This window comes from Halorubellus sp. JP-L1 (genome assembly GCF_011440375.1).
In the GTDB taxonomy this organism is placed as follows: domain Archaea; phylum Halobacteriota; class Halobacteria; order Halobacteriales; family Natrialbaceae; genus Halorubellus.
The window spans coordinates 663,984-681,920 of the sequence record NZ_JAAOIR010000002.1; the positions used below are offsets into that span (position 1 = coordinate 663,984).

The following is a 17,937-nucleotide window of genomic DNA, read 5'->3' on the forward strand; positions in this document are numbered from 1 at the left end:
ATGAGCTTGGAGAAGAAAGACGAATACGACCATAGCGGCTGGATGCAGAAGAAGGACCTGACGCCCGTGGAGAAGGGCTACCTGATGGTCCTGGTCTGGCTCGACCGGCGACTCCGCATCGTCGACTACCTGGAGCTGCTCGAGGACCTCTACTACAAGGTCAACATGCAGATGCCGAAGAGTCACACCGAACAGTACAATCTCGACAACAAGTTCTGGTACTGGTACCCGCTGTACGCGCTCGGGTCGTTCTCGACGATCGCGTACGTCGTCGCGGCACTCTCGGGGGCGCTGCTCGGGTTCTACTACGCGCCGGCGACGACCGGTGACCCCTCCGGGGCGTACAACCAGATCGTGTTCATCATGACCGACCTGAACTTCGGGTTCATGCTCCGTTCGATCCATCGCTGGTCGGCGCAGGTCATGGTCGCGGCAGTGTTCCTCCACATGCTCCGCGTGTACTTCACGGGGGCGTACAAGGAACCGCGCGAACTCAACTGGATCCTCGGCATCGTCCTCATCTCGCTGACGATGGTGTTCGGGTACACGGGCTACCTGCTGCCGTGGGACCAGCTGGCGTTCTGGGCGGGCCAGATCGGCGTCGAGATGTCGCTGTCAGTACCGCTTGCCGGCGAGTGGGTCGCCCAGCTCATGTTCGGCGGGTTCACGTTGACACAGTCGACCTTGCAGCGCATGTACATCCTGCACGTCTTCCTGTTGCCGTTCGTGGTGACGACGCTCATCGCGGTCCACATCGGCATCGTCTGGATGCAGGGCATCGCGGAACCACACTAATACCATGTCAGAAAACAACGACGAGGAACCCATGGCCGACGGCGGTAGTGGCACCGGCATCGTCGCGCCGGACGACGAGACCCCGACGTGGCGCGAGCGCAAGGAGCGCACGCAGGGGCTGTCCCGGTTGACGTACGAGTACTTCGAGCGCGCGCGTCGCGAGGATCAGGATCTCCGCCAGGAGTCCGATTACGTCGAGCGGGACGTGCTCGCGTTCCCGGCGTGGCCCCACGAGATGATCCGGAACCTGTCCCTGACGAGTTTCTTCGTCGGGATGATCCTGTTCCTGTCGGCGACGCTCCCGCCGCACATTGGGCCGCCAGCGAATCCGAATAGTACGCCGGCGGTCATCCTGCCGGACTGGTACCTCTACTGGTCGTTCGGGCTGTTGAAGCTCGGCCCGCTGAACCCCGACCTGTCGCTACTTGGTGGGTCGAAGCTGCTGGCGGACCGGACGTACGGCGTGATCGCGAACCTCGTCGTCGTCGGCGTCATCGCGATCGTCCCGTTCCTGAACAAGGGGAGTGCGCGCCGGCCCGTCGAGCAGCCGTTCTGGGCTGCGGTCGGGATGTTCGGCGTGACGTTCGCGTTCACGATCAGTATGCTCTCGATCAAGAACCTGCTCCCGATGGACTCGAACCTCCTGCTGGACGTGACGTTCCTGCTGCCGATCGTTGCGGGGACGATCACGTACGCGGTGCTTCGGTCGATGCAGGAGGGGTACATGTACGACCTGAACCGGCGGTACTATCGGCTGCGGCCGCCGAAGTAACCCGGTATTTCCTTGTTTCGATGACGGACGATGACTCGGTAGACGGTGGTTCTCGTGGGTCTCGCGAGGTCGAGGTGCCGATGCGGGTGTACAAGACGGTGACGGTGTTCGCGACGTTGATCGCGATGGTCGCGGTCATCCTCGGGTTCGTGGCGCTTGACGCGGCGACGAACCGAGCGCAGGCGGCGGCGTCGGACGTGAACGTCGTGCTGGCGCTCGCTGGCCTCGGGAGTATCGTCCTGGGTGCGTTCGTGTACGCGTTCTCGACGCGCTTTCGCACTCGGGGAATGGGAAAGTCTAAAGACGAATCCGACGAAGGTTCAGGTAATGGCTGACGAATTCGCCAAAGGCACGGCCATCCTCACCGGCGTCGGCCTGGTCTGGATGGTGCTCGCCGGCTGGTACAAGACGCCGTCGTTCGAGGGTGCACAGCTCACGGGCGCGCCACCGGGTGACCCCGGGATGTGGGGCGAGATGGCGCTCGTCCTGGAGAGCGGGCTGCGCTGGTTCATCATCATCGGCGTCTTGACGTTCTGGATCGTGATTCCGGCGGCCGAGCAGACGCGCGAGCACTTCGCGAGCTAGCGGTCTCGTTCTCTCCCGTTCTCGACGCCGTGGAGCCGCTGGTGTCCGCGCGCGAGACGGCGATTGTGTCTCCAGTTGAACGATGGCTGTGGAGGGGAGGTGGTTTCGCGTCGGAGGTGGTTGCGTGAGGCGGTGTGTGGGGCGTCGGGTGTGTCGAACGCGGCGTGGGACGTCGGGGTTGGCCGGCGTCGAACGCCCTGGCGTGTCCGTGGTCGGGGCGGGGGAAGCTGGGTGGTGACGTGGCCGTGTTTCTCTGAGAGTGGTCGTGCAGCTTGCGGTGACGTGCGGGGTCGCTATCGTCGACTGGTCGGCCGGTGTCTCGTTCGGGAGGACGGAGTCTCGTTCGGGAGGACGGAGTCTCGTTCGGGAGGACGGAGTCTCGTTCGGGAGGACGGAGTCTCGTTCGGGAGGACGGAGTCTCGTTCGGGAGGCCGAACGGGGTTGCTAGTGGCGTCGATGGCGGCGTGAAAACGTGCTGTGAACGGCCGGTCAGAGGATCTGGGAGAGGGTGTCGACGAAGAGCGCGAACTCGTTCACGAGCTGGAAGGTGGCGTACGCGAGGACGAGGAGGGACGCGACGAGTGCGCCCTTCGGTCGGCGGACGTGGTCGTCCTTGCGGATGTCGACGGCGCGGGTCTCGAACTCGAAGAAGTCCGTGAGGAACAGTCCGAGGACGAGCATGGTGAGGACGACGCCGCCGTGGGGGGCGTACGTGGCGTAGTAGAACGTCGTGAGGATGAGTGCAATCGTGGTCGCGGCGTGCAGTGGGTGCCTGGACGCGGTCGTTGCGTCCTCGTCGTCGGCTTCGTTGACGTTACGCTTGTAGGCGAGGATGCGGGTCGCCATGTTCGCGAGCACGAGCACGACCAGCAGGTACTTGAAGAGGACGACGCCGAGGACCTCGGTGGTGAGGATGGCGTCGAGGGGTCCGAACATCGTCGCTGGGTCCATAGGTGGACCTGTGTGGACGAGCCATTAGTGTTTTTCCAATGCGTGCGGCCACGGCCCGGTGCTCTGGGGGGTGATCGCGAGCGTGAGCGGGTCGTCCGTGGTGACGTCGACGGTCGCTTCGCGCCCGACGGTGGTGACGTGGCGGTCGTCGATGCGGAGGGAGACGTCGCCTTCGTCGCGTTCGACGGTGAGGGAGACGTCGTCGTCGGGGACGATCCAGTCGTCGGCGTTCGTGGCGAACGGCGCGATCGGGACGGCTGCGAGGACGCCCGTGTGTGGGGCGAGGACGTGGCTGCCGGCGGCGCGCGCGTATCCCTGTGATCCGACGGGGGTGGCGAGGACGACGCCGTCGGCGCGGAACCGGCCGACGATGCGGTCGGTCGCGGTGAGCGTGTACTCGCTGATGCGTGCGGGTTCGCTCGTGACGAGGGTGACGTCGGCGAGTGCGCGAACCGGCTCGATGGTCTCGGTGGCGACGGCGAGCGTCGTCCGGGTCGTGGTCTCGTAGGTGTCGGCGACGAGGGCGGCGATGGCGGCGGCGGCGTCCCGGTGGGGGACGCCGTGCGTGCCGTGGTCGGTGTCGATGGGGAGGACGGGCGCGTCGACGCGGGCGCGAACGCACTCGTAGAGCGAGCGTTCGCCGCGGGCGACGACGGCGTCGACGTCGGCGGTGGCGAGCGCGCGGGCGTCGTCGACGAGCGCGGTGGCGTCGTCGACGGCGGCGGCGAGCGCGCTGACGTCGGGCGCGGTGGCGTCGGCGACGTCGACGATGCCGACGACCGTGGACGCCCTCTTGGAGTCGTCCATACCCGGCGTTGCGGTGGGGCGAGTAAAAACCCTGCCTGTCTCGATGGCGTGCCGTCGGGGGGTGCCGGCCGCGGTCGCCCGGGGCCGAGTCGGTGCGTCGCGTGGTCGGTCCTCGGTGCGTCAGTCGTCGTACGGCCAGTCGCCGGTGACTTGCATGCCTTCGGCGAGGTCTTCGTCCCGGAGTTGGTCGGCGATTTCTCCGGGGTCGCGGTGGGGGATGGTGGTGTCGGCGTCGGCGAGGGCGACGACGAGTTCGGTGAGTACGATGGCCTGTTCGCGGAGGTCGCGCTGCTCGAGTTTGTCGAGGGTGTCGGCGTGCGTGTGCCCCCAGCCGCGGCCGTCGCCGGTGGTCTTCCCGTAGGCGTGCGTGCCGGGGACGCCCCACTGGGTGAACGGCCAGTGGTCGCTGTGCGGGCCGAGTTCGGGCGTGACGTACGCGGGCTGGTCGAGGCGGTCTGCGACGTCCTCGACGACGGCTTCGAGTTCGTCGAACCCGTGCGCGTAGAACCCGAGCGTGCGGCCCTGACAGATCCCGTCGAGGTTGCAGACCGCGGCGACGTCTGCGAGGTCGGTCTCGTTCGCGAGGTGGGTCGAGCCGACGAGGCCGACCTCTTCGGCGCCGAAGCAGACGACGTGGACGCGCGTGTCGAGTTCGCTCTCGCGTGCGGCGAGTGCCTTCGTCACCTCGACGACGCCGGCGGTCCCGGCGCCGTTGTCCATCGCGCCTTCGGCGATGTCGTGCGCGTCGACGTGGCTCGTCAGGAGGACTTCGTCGTCGGTGTCGGGGCCGAGCGTGGCGTGGACGTTCTGGCTGGTGGCGTCGTCGAGGGTTGCGTCGACGGATACCTCGACGAGGTCGCCGTCGGCGCGGCGAGCGATGCGCGCGCCGGCTTCGGCGGAGACGCCGACGGCGGGGATTTCGCCGACGGGGTCGGCTTCGGTGCCGACGCTTCCCGTCGGCGGGAGGCAGCCCTCGACGTGGTTCTGGTAGAGGAACGCTGCGGCACCGGCTTCGACGGCGTGATAGTATTTCTCGCGCCGGTGGAGGTAGCGGTCGTACCACTCGGGGACGTCCGAGCGCGCGAGCACGACCTTCCCCTCGAGGTCTGCCGTCTCGAAGTCCCGCGGGAGGCCGTGGCCGAGGTCGACGAGTTCGCCCGAGACGGTTCCGGCTGGCGAGCGCGGGAGCGCGAGGGCCTGGTGTTGTTCGTCGTAGCGTTCGCCGCTCGCGTCGACGTGGCTGTCGCCGCGCTTCCAGCCCTGGATGGGGAACTCGGCGAGGTGTGCGTCGCGCGCGCCGGCGTCGGCGAGTGCGTCCCGCGTCGCCGCCGCTGCCGTCCGCTCTCCGTCGCTGCCGGCCATGCGGTCGCCGACGTCGACGAGCGTCTCCAGGTGATTCCAGCCCGCGTCGCTGGTGAACGTCGCACCGATCCAGTCTGTCATTGGCTCTCAGGAATCGACGCGCGGTGTTAGGATTTCGGGTTTGCGAACCCGTCGCTCGATTCGACGATTCGTCACCGTCCCCGTGTCGTAGGGCGGAGTTACTCCGTCGAATCTACGGTCAGTTTAAGTGAGTGGTTTCGATTCGACGGCGGACGGAGAGTGGGGCGATTCTTTATTACTGATGCGGGCGTCTGTCCGATAGACCCTCAGGTGTCCTCTATGTCGAAGGCCGATAACATCGTTCGCGTCATGTCTCCGGGCGGCTCCCAGATCGACGACCACTCCGTCTCCGCCGAGCGAGCACGCTCGCTCTACGAGACGATGGTACTCGCCCGGACATTCGACGAGAAAGCCGTGAGCCTCCACCGACAGGGCCGGATAGGGACGTACGCGCCGATGGCTGGCCAGGAGGCGGCCCAGGTCGGCGCCGCGGCGGCAATGCCCGACCGGGACTACCTGTTCCCGACGTACCGCGACCACGCGATGTACCTCCAGCGGGGCCTCGACCTCCGCGAGGTGCTCCTGCACCTCTCGGGCGACGGGAACTACATCGACCGCGAGGACCCCGCGGACCTGACGACGTTCCCCCCGACGATCCCCATCGCCACCCAGTTACCGCACGCCGTCGGCGTCGGGATGGCGGCGAAGTACAAGGGCGACGACGTCGCGTCGCTCGTGTCGTTCGGCGACGGCGCGACCTCGGAAGGGGACTTCCACGAGGCACTGAACTTCGCGGGCGTGTTCGAGACGCCGACGGTGTTCTTCTGTCAGAACAACGGCTACGCGATCTCGGTGCCGCGCGAGCGCCAGACGGCGAGCGCGACCATCGCCCAGAAGGCCCAGGCGTACGGGTTCGATGGCGTGCGCGTCGACGGAAACGACGTGTTCGCGGTGTACGACGTCGTCACTGAGGCCCTGGAGAAGGCGCGGAACGGCGGTGGGCCGACGCTCATCGAGGCGGTGACGTACCGGAAGGGCGCGCACACGACGACGGACGACCCCTCGAAGTACCGGGACGAGGCGGACGCGGAGGACTGGCGGCTCGAGGACCCCCTGGATCGCGCTCGCACGTACCTCGGCGAGGAGTTCGAGTGGTCGGAGACGGACGAGGCGGCGACCCAGGAGTGGGCGACGGAGACGGTCAAGGAGGCGGTGACGGCGGCCGAGGAGCACACGGGTTACGACGCTGGCGAGATGTTCGAGAACGTGTTCGCGGAGATGCCCGCGCACCTCCGCGAGCAGCGCCGCGACCTCGTCGCCGACCCGCAGGTCGAGCGGTAGCCGGCGGGTCGACTCAGAGGAGTTCTTCTTCGCGCAGTCCCGCCAGGACGTCGTCGACGAGCGCGGACGCCGTCTCGTAGGGGAACTCGTGGTGTGGTTCGAGGCGGACGGCGAGTTCCATCGCGGTGAACCGTCGGTCGTCGACGACGACGCGCTCCGCGTGGGGGGCGTCGACACCGGCGGCGACCTCGAGTGGGTCCGCGACGGGGAACGCGACGTCCGCGAGGACGTCCTGTAAGCGCTCGCGGATGGCGGCTTCGTCGGTGGGTGCGTCGTCCGTCACTGTCGGTGCGTCTTCGGTTTCGGTCGATGCGTCGTCCGTCACGGTCGGTGCGTCTTCGGTCACGTTCGATGGCGGGCGGTGGTGAGGTGGGGTTCGTCAGTCGTCGGTGAGCGTCGCGAGCAGCGTGTCCATGCTGTAACTCGAGAGGCCGCGCGAGTCCTCGTGGATCTCGTCGATAACGTACGTGGAGTTGGTGCGTTCGACGGCGTCGACGGACTCGAAGTCGCGGATGAGGCGACCGACGTCGTCGCCGTCTGTGAGGCGCGCGATGGCGACGTAGTCGGTCTCGCCCATCGTGGAGAACAGTTGGGTGACGCCCTCGATGGCTTCGACGTCCTCGGCGACGTGCTCGTGGCTGCCGGAGTAGTCGGTGAGGACTTCGAGGATGACGGTGACGCCGAGGCCGAGGGCGTCGAGGTCGAGGTCGTAGCAGTCGTTCTCTATGACGCCGGCCTCGCGGAGGTTGTTGAGGCGGTAGTGGATCGTGGAGACGGGGATGCCGGTCTCCTCGTGGAGGCGCTCGGGGCTGCCGGTGCCGAGGTCGGCGATGGCCTTCAGGAGGCGCACGTCGCGGTCGTCCATGCCTCGACGCTCGGCCGCGGGGGTCTTCAGGCTTCCCGACGGCAGCGAGTTCGAATGGAATCCAGAATCCGGAAGAAGATTGTAGATTCGTCCAACGTTCTTCTCAGTAGCAATTCACAATGTCGATTTTGAGACTCTGATTGCAATAGCCTTTAATACTGCCGTCGGCTGGCGTTGGATTGAAACCGATGATTTCGCAGAAGTACTGGAGAGCTCTTCCAGACACGAGCCTCATGTTCGTATCGCTCGCCATCCTGTGGGGGACGTCGTTCGTCGCGATCGAGGTCGGCCTCCATCACGTCCCGGCGCTCGCGTTCGCCGCACTCCGCTACGACGTCGCCGGCGTCGTCGTGCTCGCGTACGCCGTCGCCGCAACCGACCGCTGGCGGCCGCGCACGCGAACGGAACTCGCGTCCGTCCTCGTCCCCGCCGTCTTCGTCTTCGGAGCGTACCCCGCACTCCTCTACGTCGGCGAGACGTACGTCTCCGGCGCGCTCGCGGCCGTCGTCGTCTCGCTCTCGCCAGTCCTCACCGCCGGGTTCGGGAGCGCACTCGACCTCGAGGAACCCCTGACCACGACCGGGCTCGTCGGGGTAGCGCTCGGCATCCTCGGCGTCGGCGTCGTCGTCAATCCCGCACCTGGCGTGCTCGACGGGAGCGTCGTCGGCGTCGGCCTCGTCCTTGCCGGCACCGCGTGCTTCGCACTCGGGAGCGTCCTCGCACGTCCCTTCGACGCCGGCCTCCCGAAACCCACCACGCAAGCGTGGGGGATGGTCGGCGGTGCCGTCGGCCTGCACGTCGCGAGCCTCGCCCGCGGCGAATCCCTCGCGGACGCGACGTGGACGACCGACGCCGTCGTCGCGCTCGCGTACCTCGCGCTCGCCTCCGGCGCAGTCGCGTTCCTCGTCTACTTCGAACTCCTCGAACGCGTCGGCGCGACCGAGATCACGCTCGTCGCGTACCTCGAACCCGTCGTCGCCGCACTCGTCGGCTGGGCGATCTTCGGGAACGTCGTCGACACCACGACCGCGCTCGGGTTCGCAGTCATCTTCCTCGGGTTCGCCGTCCTCAAACGCCACGCGCTCACGGACGTCCTCGCCGCCGCTCGACAGCGCGTCCGTACGCACGCCTGAATCGACGCACTCACCCGGTACCGACGCCGACGCTCTCCCATCGCCGACTTCCGGCGACGTCGTCGTGGTTCTAACGGCTTTTGTATGCGGCCGTTCGAGTGGCTGCCATGACGGACTTTGCCTTCGACGAGTCGCTGCTCGTCGAACTGACGGAGACCCACGGCGTACCAGGCTACGAGGACGCGGTCCGCGACGTCGTTCGACGCGAGTTCGACGGCACCGTCGACGCCGTGCGGAGCGACGCGATGGGGAACCTCGTCGGCACCATCGAGGGCTCGGAGACGCCCGAGTACGAGGTCGTCGTCGCCGCGCACATGGACGAGATCGGGTTCATGGTGCGCAACGTCGACGAGGACGGGTTCGTGCAGATCGACGCGCTCGGCGGCTGGGACCCCGAGGTCCTGCGCGCGCAGCGCGTCGTCGTCCACACCGACGACGAGGCCCTCACGGGCGTCATCGGCTCCATCCCCCCGCACTCGGGCGGGTCCGACGACGACGACCGCGAGGTCCACGACGTCGACGTCGACCTCGGCCTGCCCGCCGACGAGGTCCGCGAGCGCGTGCACGTCGGCGACCGCGTCACCACCACGCAGACGACCGCGGTCGTCGGCGACTGCGTCAACGGCAAGTCCGTCGACAACCGCGTGAGCGTGTTCGCGCTCTGCGAGCTCGCCGACCGACTCGAGGACCCGCCCGTGACCGTGCATCTCGCCGCCACGGTGCAGGAAGAGGTCGGACTCCGCGGTGCGGAGGCCATCGGCGTGGACCTGGCACCGGACCTCGCGCTCGCGCTCGACACGACCGTCGCGAACGACGTCCCCGAGACGGACGACGACAAGTACGTCACGCGCCTCGGCGACGGCGCCGGGATCAAGTTCAAGGACTCGAGCGTCCTCCCGAACCGGAAGGTCGTCGACCGCCTGCGCGCGGTCGCGGACGACGAGTCGATTCCCGTCCAGCACGAGGTCCTGCCCGCGGGCGGCACCGACACGGGGAGCCTCCAGCGGTCCGCGGGCGCGACGCCCGTCGGCGCCATCTCGTTCCCGACGCGGTACCTCCACACGCCGACCGAGAGCGTGCACGGCGACGACGTCGCCGCCGCCATCGACCTCGCCGAGGGGTTCCTCGCGTCGGAGACCGGCGACCACGACTACACGCTGTAGGCGTCCGCGAATCGTCGTCGACGCGCGACCTTCGACGGCCGTCGACGACGTGTGCGAATCGAAGATTTCAGTACGGGGCTCTCCTAACGACCGGGTATGGACGAAGACGCTACGGACGCACCTGTCTCGCGCCGGCAGTTCATGACGGCCGTCACGGGCGCGGCCGCGGCCGGCACCGCGGGCGTCGCCGGCGCACAGGAGGAGGAAACGACCGGCGAGGGCGGCGGTGGCGGTGGCGGCGGTGCGACCGAGGAGGTCGTCGTCGGTCCCGGCGGCGACCTCGTCTACGAGCCCGCCGATCTCGAGATCGCGGTCGGGACGACCGTGAACTTCGTGTGGGAGTCCGACAACCACAACATCGTCGTCGAGAACCAGCCCGACGACGCGAACTGGGAGGGCACCGAGGGCGAAGCATCGGTGACGTACGACACCGGCCACGAGTACTCGCATACCTTCGAGACGACCGGTACCTACGATTACTACTGTCAGCCCCACGTCGGCGCCGGCATGGAGGCGTCGATCGAGGTCGTCGAGAGCCTCGACACCGGCGGGTCGACGGGGCCCGTGCTCCCCGAAAGCGCGAAGACGCTCGCCGTGGCGACGACCGCCGCGATGCTCTCCGTACTCTCGCTCGCGTACTTCTTCATGCGGTACGGCGGCGACTTCGAGACGCCCGAGTGACGACGCCCGGTCGCCACCTTCGAACGCGGCGTGCGGCCGTCTCCTCCACGGATCATCGCACTCGCGTTCTCTCGGAGCGATCTCGAGACGCCAAATCTCCGAACCGGCCGTGAGACGACCGCTACCGCCTGCGACTACGACGACCAGTAGCCTCGCGTCAGGAGGACGAGCACGGGGAAGATCTCGAGGCGACCGATCCACATCAGGACGACCATGAACACCTTCGCTTCGGCCGAGAAGTCGATGTAACTCCCCATCGGTCCGACGAGTTCCAGGCCGGGTCCGATGTTCCCGAGCGTCGCGGCGATGGCGGTCATCGCCTCGAGCACCGAGAGCGACTCGGGGCGACCGGCGAGCGTGGCGTCGACGACGAGCGCGATCGTCGCGACGAAGAAGATGACGAAGTACAGGAGCGTGAACGCGTAGATGCCACGGATGGCGCGCTCGTCGAGAGCCTTCCCGGCGAGGCGAACGGGCCGCACGGCGTCGGGGTGGACGGTCGTGAACAGCTCGCGGCGGAGGGACTTCACGATGACGACCCAACGTACGATCTTGATGCCACCACCCGTCGACCCCGCGGACCCGCCGACGAACATCGCGAACACGAGCAGATACTTCGCGGCGCCGCTCCACGCGTTGAAGTCCATGCTCGCGTACCCCGTCGTGGTGACGATGGAGACCGCCTGGAACGTCCCCTGACGGAGCGCGCCCTCGACGTCCCCGAATATCGGGAACGTGTGCGTGATCGGGCCCGCGGCGACGCCGTCGTAGTGCTGGGCGGCGGCGTCGGTCGTCGCCCCGGCGAGTCCCGGGTCGAGGTAGAGGATGCTCGCCGCGATCGCCGCGAGCGCGCCGATGACGCCCGCGTACGCCCTGAATTCGGCGTCCTCGATCAGCTTCCGTGGGTTCCCGCGCGTGACGTGCCAGAACAGCGCGAAGTTCACGCCCGCGGCGACCATGAACGGGATGATTAGCCACTGGACGACCGCCGAGAATGCCTCGATGCTCCTCGCTTCCGGCGAGAACCCGCCGGTCGACATCGTCGTGAACCCGTGCGCGATGGCGTTGTACGCCGTCATGTTCGGCGCCAGCCCGCCGACGTGCAGGCCGTACAGGAGCACCATCTCGAGGACGGTGATGCCGGCGTACGCCACCCAGAGCGCGCGCGCCGTCTCCGCGATCCGGGGCGTGAGCTTCTCGATGCCCGGCCCCGGCGCCTCCGCGTCCATCAACTGCGCACCGCCGACGGAGAGCTCCGGGAGGATCGCGACCGCGAGCACGACGATCCCCATCCCGCCGAGCCACTGCGTCATCTGGCGCCACATCATCAGCGCTCGCGTGTGGTCCTCGAACGAGAAGCTCCCGATGACGGTCGCGCCCGTCGTCGTGAACCCGCTCATCGACTCGAACAGCGCGTTCTCCGGACGCTGGAGGGTCGTCTCGGTCGCGTGCACGAGCGAGCCGTTCTGGATCGTCAGATGCTCCAGCATGTACGGCAGCGTGCCGACGAGCGACACGACGAACCACGTCGCCGCCACCATCAGGAACCCCTCCCGCGCGCCGATGTCCGGGTCGTCGTCCAGTCGTTCGAGCGCACTCCCCAACCCGATCGCGACAGCGCCGGTGACGAGGAACGGCACGATGCCGCGACCGCCGTAGACGAGCCCCGTCGCGACCGGGACGACGAACGCGACCGAGAGGTACTTGGTGACGCGACCGACGAGCGACGCGCTCGCACGCCAATCGACCTTCATGAGCCCGCGGTCATAGTTTCGATTCGACTTCGGCCAGGACCTCGGTGTCGATGAACACGACGACGTGATCGCCGGGCTCGACGACCGTATCCCCGCGCGGCGTGACGAACGCGTCGCCGCGCGTGATCGCCCCGACGACGACGCCACGCGGCAGGTCCGACGTCGCGTCGGCGATGGTGCGATTCGCGAGCAAGCTCTCCGCGCTGACCTCGATCTCGAGGACCTCCGCGCGGTCGTGCTCGAGTATCGCGACGTTCTGGGTGTGTTCCTCGCGCGTGAACCGCGTGATCTCCTCCGCGGTCACCTCGCGCGGGTTCACCGCCACGTCGACGCCCACCGCCTCGAACACGTCCGTGTAGTCGCCGTCCTCGACGACCGCGACCGTCCGCTTCGCACCCAGTCGCTTCGCGAGCAGGGAGACGAGGAGGTTCTCCTCGTCGTTCGGGAGCGTCGCGACGACGAGGTCAGCGTCCGACACGTGCTCGCGCTCGAGGAACGCGATGTCCGTCGCGTCGTTCTCCAGGACGACGCTTTCCGCGAGGTCCTCCGCGAGCTCGCGCGCTCGCTCGGGGTCCCGCTCGATGATCCGCGGCGTCAACCCCTCCGACTGCAGGAGCTTCGCGGTCTGGTACCCGATCTCGCTCCCGCCGACGACGAACACGTCGTCGGAGTCCTCGAGTCCCGTCTCGGGCGTCACCTCCGCGGCGAACAGCCGACAGCTCTCCGGGCTCCCGATGACGACGACCCGGTCCCCGGTCTCGATTCGGGTGTCGCCGCGCGGGATCTCGACGTCGCCGTTCCGGAAGATGGCGGCGAACGTCAGCGAGTCGAAGCGATCCGCCGACGCCACCGTCTGGTTCGCGAGCGAACTGCCCTCGGGAATCTCGAACTCCGCCATCCTGACGCGGCCGTCCGAGAACGAGTCGACGTCCTGCGCGCCCGGCAAGCCCGCGATGCGGACGATCGTTTGTGCGGCCAGCAGGTCCGTGCACACCATGAAGTCGACGCCGAACGCTCCCTCCGCGCCTCGCCACGTCGTCAGGTAGTCGGTCTTGCGGACGCGAGCGACCGTGAACGCGTCCGAGACGGTCTTCGCGGTCGCACACGAGACCATGTTCGTCTCGTCGCTGTCCGTGCTCGCGATGAACATGTCTGCGTTCTCGACGCCCGCCTCCTCGAGTACCGCCAGCGACGTGCCGTCGCCCTCGATCGCGAGCACGTCCAGGCGGTACGTGACCGCTTCGACGCGCTCCGGGTCGTTGTCGACGACCACCACGTCGTGCGCGTCGGCGAGACTCGCAGCGATGTTCGAACCGACCTCGCCGGCACCGACGACGACGACTCGCACTACGCACTCACCTCAGTCATTGCCGGTGCCGACGAACGGCCGGAACAAGAGGGTTGTCATGCAGTCCGCCACTCGCGGCGTCGGCGAATTTGCTCCCGACGGTCAGTCGGGGGCGTCGGTGTCGACGTCCAGCGAGACGTCGCGACGGCTGCCCTCGAGGTCGGCGACGACGCGTTCGACGATGCGGGACGCTTCGTTCCGGATCTTCGGTTTCACCTTCTCGACGACCCAGGACAGCGAGACGAATCGCGGCAGGTCGACGCTGCCGACCGCCGCCGACTCCGCGTCGTACTCGACGAGGAACCGCACCTCGGTCGCGTCGTCCTCGCCCGCCGGTGGGTCGACGGACTCGACGAACCAGTGACCGGTGGCGTCGATGTCCTTCGTGATCCGCCAGTCGATGCGTGCCGGCGGGTCGACCGCGGTCACCTCCGACCGGGCGGTGTACGTGAGCTTCCACCACGCGAACCGGAGGTCGTAGCGCGTGCCGGGGCCGCCGTCGCCGCGCTGGTCGACGTGCGTGAGGTGCTCGGAGTACGCGGCGTACCCGGGGAAGTCGAGGAGGAACTCGTACACTCGCTGTCGGTCCGCGTAGACGACGGTCGTGACCTCGACTCGCTCCACGCCGGTACTCGCGGCGGTTCGCTGGTAAACGTTTCGTCGTTCACGTCAGGTACCGGTCACCTCGACGGCGCCGTCCGATATCTCTCGCCCAGAAATAATTCGGCCAAATAGATCGTGACGGAAAGATATATTTGGGGCGGTGGAGAATAATTAGAATACGCTATTATGGGGAATAAATACACTGGCGTGCTCGTGGCGTTCGTCGCCGTTCTCGCCGTCGCCGGTCCGGCGGTCGGCGCGGTCGGTGCGGCCAGCGGGGCCGGCGCCGCGGCGGGGGCGACGGACGCGACGTCGGTCGACCTCGCGTTGTCGGTGGAGACGGCGACGTCGTCCGTCGACCCTGGCGAGACCGTGACCGTCACATTCACCGTCGGGAACGCCGGCGGGAGCCCGGCGGCGAACGCGTCGCTCCAGCCGCGGTTCCCGCCGTCGTGGTCAGTCGAGAGTCACGAGGACGACGGCGCGGAGTTCGCCGAGCGCGGCGTCGGCTGGCGGTTCGCGGAACTCTCGAGCGGCGAGCAGCGGACGGTGTCGGTGACGATGTTGGTTCCCGCGGACTGGGACGGAGGCGACTTCACGCTCCGATCGCAGGTCGGTGACCGCGAACGCAACACCGCGAGCGCGGAGACGACCGTCGTCGTCGGCGACGGTGGCGACGGTGGAGATGGTGGCGACGGTGAAGACGGCGGTGGCGACGACGACGGCCTCGACGGCGGAGACGGCAGTGACGACGGTGGCGATGAGTCGACGGACGGTAGCGACGATGGATCGAAGGACGGCAGCGATAGCGAAGACGACTCCACCATCGAAGCTCCCGACGACGTCTCCGAGGATGGCTCGAACGATGATTCGACGGACGAGAACTCGAAGACGGACGGGTCCGAAACTGATGGCTCCGCGTCGGACGGGTCGGCGGACGATGGCGACGACGGGGGGCTGTCCAGCGGGTCCGGCGACGGGTCGAGCGATGACGCATCGAACGACGATGAGTCGAAGACGGACGGGTCGGAGAAGGATGAGTCGAAGACGGACGGGTCGGAGAAGGATGAGTCGAAGACGGATGGGTCGGAGAAGGATGAGTCGAAGACGGATGGGTCGGAGAAGGATGAGTCGAAGACGGATGGGTCGGAGAAGGATGAGTCGAAGACGGATGGGTCGGAGAAGGATGAGTCGAAGACGGACGGCTCGAAGGACGATGGGTCGACGCAGTCTGGGTCGGACGACGGAACGTCGGCTGATGAAGCGGGCGACTCGAGCGGTGACGCGTCGAGCGGTGACGAATCGATCGAGGGTGGGTCGTACAGTGACGTAGCCGACGGAACCCCAGAGGGGGCGTCCGGCGGTGATTCGACGGCGTCCGAACCGGACGTGAACGAGGTGCTCGGCGTCGGTGGGAACGACGAGACCGTCGACCTGCTGGCGCCGCTGGACTCGCTCTCGGCGCCCGTCGAGGACCCGCGGCGCCAGCACTTCGACGGCGTGTTCAGCCTGTTCTCCGTCGGGTCGATCGGCGTCCTCCTCGCACGACGGTTCCAGTGACGGCCGCGTACCGATACCCTCTTCTCGTCGAACGTTTCAGCGTCGAGCATGGAGTACGACGTCTGCGTCGTCGGCGGCGGCGTCGCCGGCCTTACCGCGAGCACGTTCGTCGCTCGCGGAGGTCTGGAGACGGTCGTCGTTGACGACGGGAACTCGATCCTGCAACGGAACGCGCACCTGGAGAACTTCACGGGGTTCCCCCAGGGTGTGGACGCACGGCGGTTGCTGGAGCGAACGCGACGGCAGGCCGAGCACGCGGGCGTGACGTTCGTCGACGGTCGCGTCACCGACGTCGTCGACGACAGCGGCGAGGACGACGATGCTACCGCGGAGTCGACGGCGTTCGCGGTGTCGGTCGACGACGGGTCGTCGTTCTCGGTTGAGCGCGTGATCGCGGCGTCGTGGAGCGACGCGAGCTACCTGCCGGCGGCGGTGGCGGCGGAGACGCGCGGGACGAAGGCGTTCGTCGAGGTGGACGCCGACGGGCGGACGAGCGTGGGCGGGATCTACGCCGCGGGCCGGCTCGCCGACCAGTACCATCAGGCGATCGTCTGCGCGGGCCACGGTGCGACCGTCGGCGTGACCGTCGTCCACGACAGCGACGAAGCGTTCTACCACGACTGGGTCGTCCCCGAGGGCTACTTCACGGGTCGCGGGCGCGAGGTCCCGCCGGGCTGCGAGGAGATCGACGACGCCGAACGTCTGGAGCGAGACGCGGCTGCGCGCGAGGCGAACGCGACGTACACGGTCGCGCTCGACGACGATCCCGTGATGCATCCGAGCGTTCGCGATACCGACTGACGGGTTCGGAATCGACGGCGCGTTCTCGGTCGCGGGTCGGCGTAGAACTCGGCGTGGCGATCCCGATGGCGGGTGGGGTCGTCGTGGCGGCGAGACGAGGTCGGTCGATTCGAGAGGGTCGACATCGGGTACGCTCTTGTGTGGGGGCCTCCAAGCACGGGGTATGACTGCGGGCACGGACGACGGGATGGCAGCTGCCGACGGGTCGCTCGCTGGGGTGAACGTCGCGCTCGGCGTCACTGGCTCGATCGCCGCGGTGAAGACGGTGGAGTTGGCGCACGAACTCCGGCGGGAGGGAGCGAGCGTGCGTGCGGTACTGACGGAGAGTGCGACGGGCATCCTGCACCCGTGGGCGGTGGAGTTCGCGACCGGGAACGACGTCGTGACGGAGCTCACGGGCGGCGTCGAGCACGTCGCGCTCTGTGGGCGCGACGAGTGGGCGGACGTCCTCCTGGTTGCGCCGTCGACGGCGAACACGGTCGGGAAGATGGCGAGTGCGATCGATGACTCGACGGTGACGACGTGTGCGACGACCGCGCTCGGGGCGGGCGTGCCGGTCGTGGTGGCGCCCGCGATGCACGAGCCGATGTACGACCACCCGGGCGTCCTCGACGCGATCGAGCGTCTGGAGTCGTGGGGGGTCTCGTTCGTCGACCCGCGCGTCGAGGAGGGGAAGGCGAAGGTGGCGTCCGAGGAGGCGATCGTGCTGGCGACGGCGCGCGCCGTCGGTGACCGGCCGCTCGCGGGCGAGCACGTCGTGGTGACGTCGGGAGCGACCCGCGAGCTGGTGGATCCGGTGCGCGTGCTCACGAACCGGTCGTCGGGGCGGACGGGGCGTGCTGTCGCGAAGGCGGCGTACGTCGCGGGCGCGGACGTGACGCTCGTCCACTCGGACGGCGAGGTGCCGTACGCGGACGTGCTGGACGTGGAGACGGCGGCGGAGATGACCGAGGCGGTGCTGTCGGTCGCCGGGGGCGCGGACGCGCTCGTGTCGGTGGCAGCGATCTCGGACTACACGGTCGAGAGCGCGGACGAGAAGCTCCGGAGCGGGCAAGCGGACCTCGCGCTCTCCCTGGAGCCGACGGCGAAGCTCGTCGACGCGGTCCGGGACGCCCACCCGGATCTCCCGATCGTGGGGTTCAAAGCGGAGACGAGCGGTGACGACGCGGCGATGGTCGAGCAGGCGCGAGCGATCGCGGAGCGCGTCGGGATGGCGTTCGTGGTGGCGAACGACGCGAGCGTGATGGGCGAGTCGGCGACGCACGCGTTCCTCGTCCACGAGGAGGGGTACGCCGAGTTCGAGGGGTCGAAGGCCGCACTCGGCCGGGAGGTCGTCGCCGCGCTCGCCGAAGTCCTCGGCTAGGATCGATCGGGCGTATTGGTGGTTCGAGGAAG

General features: G+C 68.1%; 19 protein-coding genes. 11 read left to right on the forward strand and 8 right to left on the reverse strand.

What is annotated here, in order from left to right; genetic code table 11:
* Genes G9C85_RS11820 through G9C85_RS11835 form a run of 4 tightly spaced genes read left to right on the forward strand, consistent with a single transcriptional unit; the run spans position 1 to position 2,152 of the window.
* Positions 1–795 carry a cytochrome bc complex cytochrome b subunit gene (locus G9C85_RS11820; RefSeq protein ID WP_166040172.1) on the forward strand — a complete coding sequence of 265 codons (795 nt, stop codon included), beginning with the start codon at positions 1–3 and terminating at the stop codon, positions 793–795.
* 4 nt (positions 796–799) lie between these two features.
* A complete protein-coding gene (locus G9C85_RS11825) occupies positions 800–1,567 on the forward strand; it encodes a cytochrome bc complex cytochrome b subunit (RefSeq protein ID WP_166040174.1) in 768 nt (255 codons plus the stop codon).
* A 20-nt stretch (positions 1,568–1,587) separates the two neighbouring features.
* Entirely contained in the window at positions 1,588–1,902 is a 315-nt protein-coding gene (locus G9C85_RS11830; RefSeq protein WP_166040176.1) for a hypothetical protein, read from the forward strand.
* Positions 1,895–2,152, forward strand: a complete 258-nt coding sequence (locus G9C85_RS11835) for a hypothetical protein (protein WP_166040178.1) — start codon at positions 1,895–1,897, stop codon at positions 2,150–2,152. The genes G9C85_RS11830 and G9C85_RS11835 overlap by 8 nt, the downstream gene beginning before the upstream one ends.
* 489 nt (positions 2,153–2,641) lie before the next feature.
* Here the strand turns inward: G9C85_RS11835 and G9C85_RS11840 are convergent, their stop codons facing one another.
* The 3 genes from G9C85_RS11840 to G9C85_RS11850 form a co-directional block, all read right to left on the reverse strand.
* Positions 2,642–3,103, reverse strand: coding sequence for a hypothetical protein (locus G9C85_RS11840; RefSeq protein WP_205254352.1), 462 nt, complete (start codon positions 3,101–3,103; stop codon positions 2,642–2,644).
* 24 nt (positions 3,104–3,127) lie between these two features.
* The gene (locus G9C85_RS11845; protein WP_166040180.1) at positions 3,128–3,910 is read right to left on the reverse strand and encodes an NAD(+)/NADH kinase; all 783 of its coding nucleotides are present in this window, start codon (positions 3,908–3,910) and stop codon (positions 3,128–3,130) included.
* A 120-nt stretch (positions 3,911–4,030) separates the two neighbouring features.
* Positions 4,031–5,353: a M28 family peptidase gene (locus tag G9C85_RS11850; protein WP_166040182.1), complete on the reverse strand. Its 1,323-nt coding sequence runs from the start codon at positions 5,351–5,353 to the stop codon at positions 4,031–4,033.
* Between the two features lie 219 nt (positions 5,354–5,572).
* Between G9C85_RS11850 and pdhA the strand changes: the two genes are divergently transcribed.
* Positions 5,573–6,634 carry a pyruvate dehydrogenase (acetyl-transferring) E1 component subunit alpha gene (gene pdhA / locus G9C85_RS11855; RefSeq protein ID WP_240148866.1) on the forward strand — a complete coding sequence of 354 codons (1,062 nt, stop codon included), beginning with the start codon at positions 5,573–5,575 and terminating at the stop codon, positions 6,632–6,634.
* A 13-nt stretch (positions 6,635–6,647) separates the two neighbouring features.
* Here the strand turns inward: pdhA and G9C85_RS18925 are convergent, their stop codons facing one another.
* A complete protein-coding gene (locus G9C85_RS18925) occupies positions 6,648–6,980 on the reverse strand; it encodes an MTH865 family protein (protein ID WP_193570702.1) in 333 nt (110 codons plus the stop codon).
* A 33-nt stretch (positions 6,981–7,013) separates the two neighbouring features.
* Complete coding sequence (locus G9C85_RS11865) at positions 7,014–7,499, reverse strand: Lrp/AsnC family transcriptional regulator (RefSeq protein WP_166040184.1); 486 nt, start codon at positions 7,497–7,499, stop codon at positions 7,014–7,016.
* Between the two features lie 191 nt (positions 7,500–7,690).
* Here G9C85_RS11865 and G9C85_RS11870 point away from each other — a divergent pair, with 191 nt between their 5' ends.
* The 3 genes from G9C85_RS11870 (at position 7,691) to G9C85_RS11880 (ending at position 10,476) form a co-directional block, all read left to right on the forward strand.
* Positions 7,691–8,632 (forward strand): DMT family transporter, encoded by a 942-nt coding sequence (locus G9C85_RS11870; RefSeq protein ID WP_166040964.1) that lies wholly within the window; start codon positions 7,691–7,693, stop codon positions 8,630–8,632.
* A gap of 107 nt (positions 8,633–8,739) precedes the next feature.
* Positions 8,740–9,795: a M42 family metallopeptidase gene (locus G9C85_RS11875; protein WP_166040186.1), complete on the forward strand. Its 1,056-nt coding sequence runs from the start codon at positions 8,740–8,742 to the stop codon at positions 9,793–9,795.
* Between the two features lie 96 nt (positions 9,796–9,891).
* Positions 9,892–10,476, forward strand: coding sequence for a plastocyanin/azurin family copper-binding protein (locus tag G9C85_RS11880; protein WP_166040188.1), 585 nt, complete (start codon positions 9,892–9,894; stop codon positions 10,474–10,476).
* 134 nt (positions 10,477–10,610) lie between these two features.
* Here G9C85_RS11880 and G9C85_RS11885 read toward each other — a convergent pair whose 3' ends face one another.
* The 3 genes from G9C85_RS11885 to G9C85_RS11895 form a co-directional block, all read right to left on the reverse strand.
* On the reverse strand, positions 10,611–12,230 hold the full coding sequence (locus G9C85_RS11885) for a TrkH family potassium uptake protein (RefSeq protein ID WP_166040190.1): 1,620 nt from the start codon (positions 12,228–12,230) through the stop codon (positions 10,611–10,613).
* Between the two features lie 10 nt (positions 12,231–12,240).
* Positions 12,241–13,578 carry a Trk system potassium transporter TrkA gene (gene trkA / locus G9C85_RS11890; RefSeq protein ID WP_166040192.1) on the reverse strand — a complete coding sequence of 446 codons (1,338 nt, stop codon included), beginning with the start codon at positions 13,576–13,578 and terminating at the stop codon, positions 12,241–12,243.
* A 102-nt stretch (positions 13,579–13,680) separates the two neighbouring features.
* The gene (locus G9C85_RS11895) at positions 13,681–14,202 is read right to left on the reverse strand and encodes an SRPBCC family protein (protein ID WP_166040194.1); all 522 of its coding nucleotides are present in this window, start codon (positions 14,200–14,202) and stop codon (positions 13,681–13,683) included.
* A 165-nt stretch (positions 14,203–14,367) separates the two neighbouring features.
* On the opposite strand from G9C85_RS11895, the gene G9C85_RS11900 reads away from it, so the two are divergent.
* The 3 genes from G9C85_RS11900 (at position 14,368) to coaBC (ending at position 17,905) form a co-directional block, all read left to right on the forward strand.
* Positions 14,368–15,741 (forward strand): NEW3 domain-containing protein, encoded by a 1,374-nt coding sequence (locus G9C85_RS11900; RefSeq protein WP_166040196.1) that lies wholly within the window; start codon positions 14,368–14,370, stop codon positions 15,739–15,741.
* Between the two features lie 48 nt (positions 15,742–15,789).
* Complete coding sequence (locus G9C85_RS11905) at positions 15,790–16,542, forward strand: FAD-dependent oxidoreductase (RefSeq protein ID WP_166040198.1); 753 nt, start codon at positions 15,790–15,792, stop codon at positions 16,540–16,542.
* Between the two features lie 163 nt (positions 16,543–16,705).
* A complete protein-coding gene (coaBC, locus tag G9C85_RS11910) occupies positions 16,706–17,905 on the forward strand; it encodes a bifunctional phosphopantothenoylcysteine decarboxylase/phosphopantothenate--cysteine ligase CoaBC (protein WP_240148868.1) in 1,200 nt (399 codons plus the stop codon).
* The last annotated feature ends 32 nt before the right edge of the window (positions 17,906–17,937 follow it).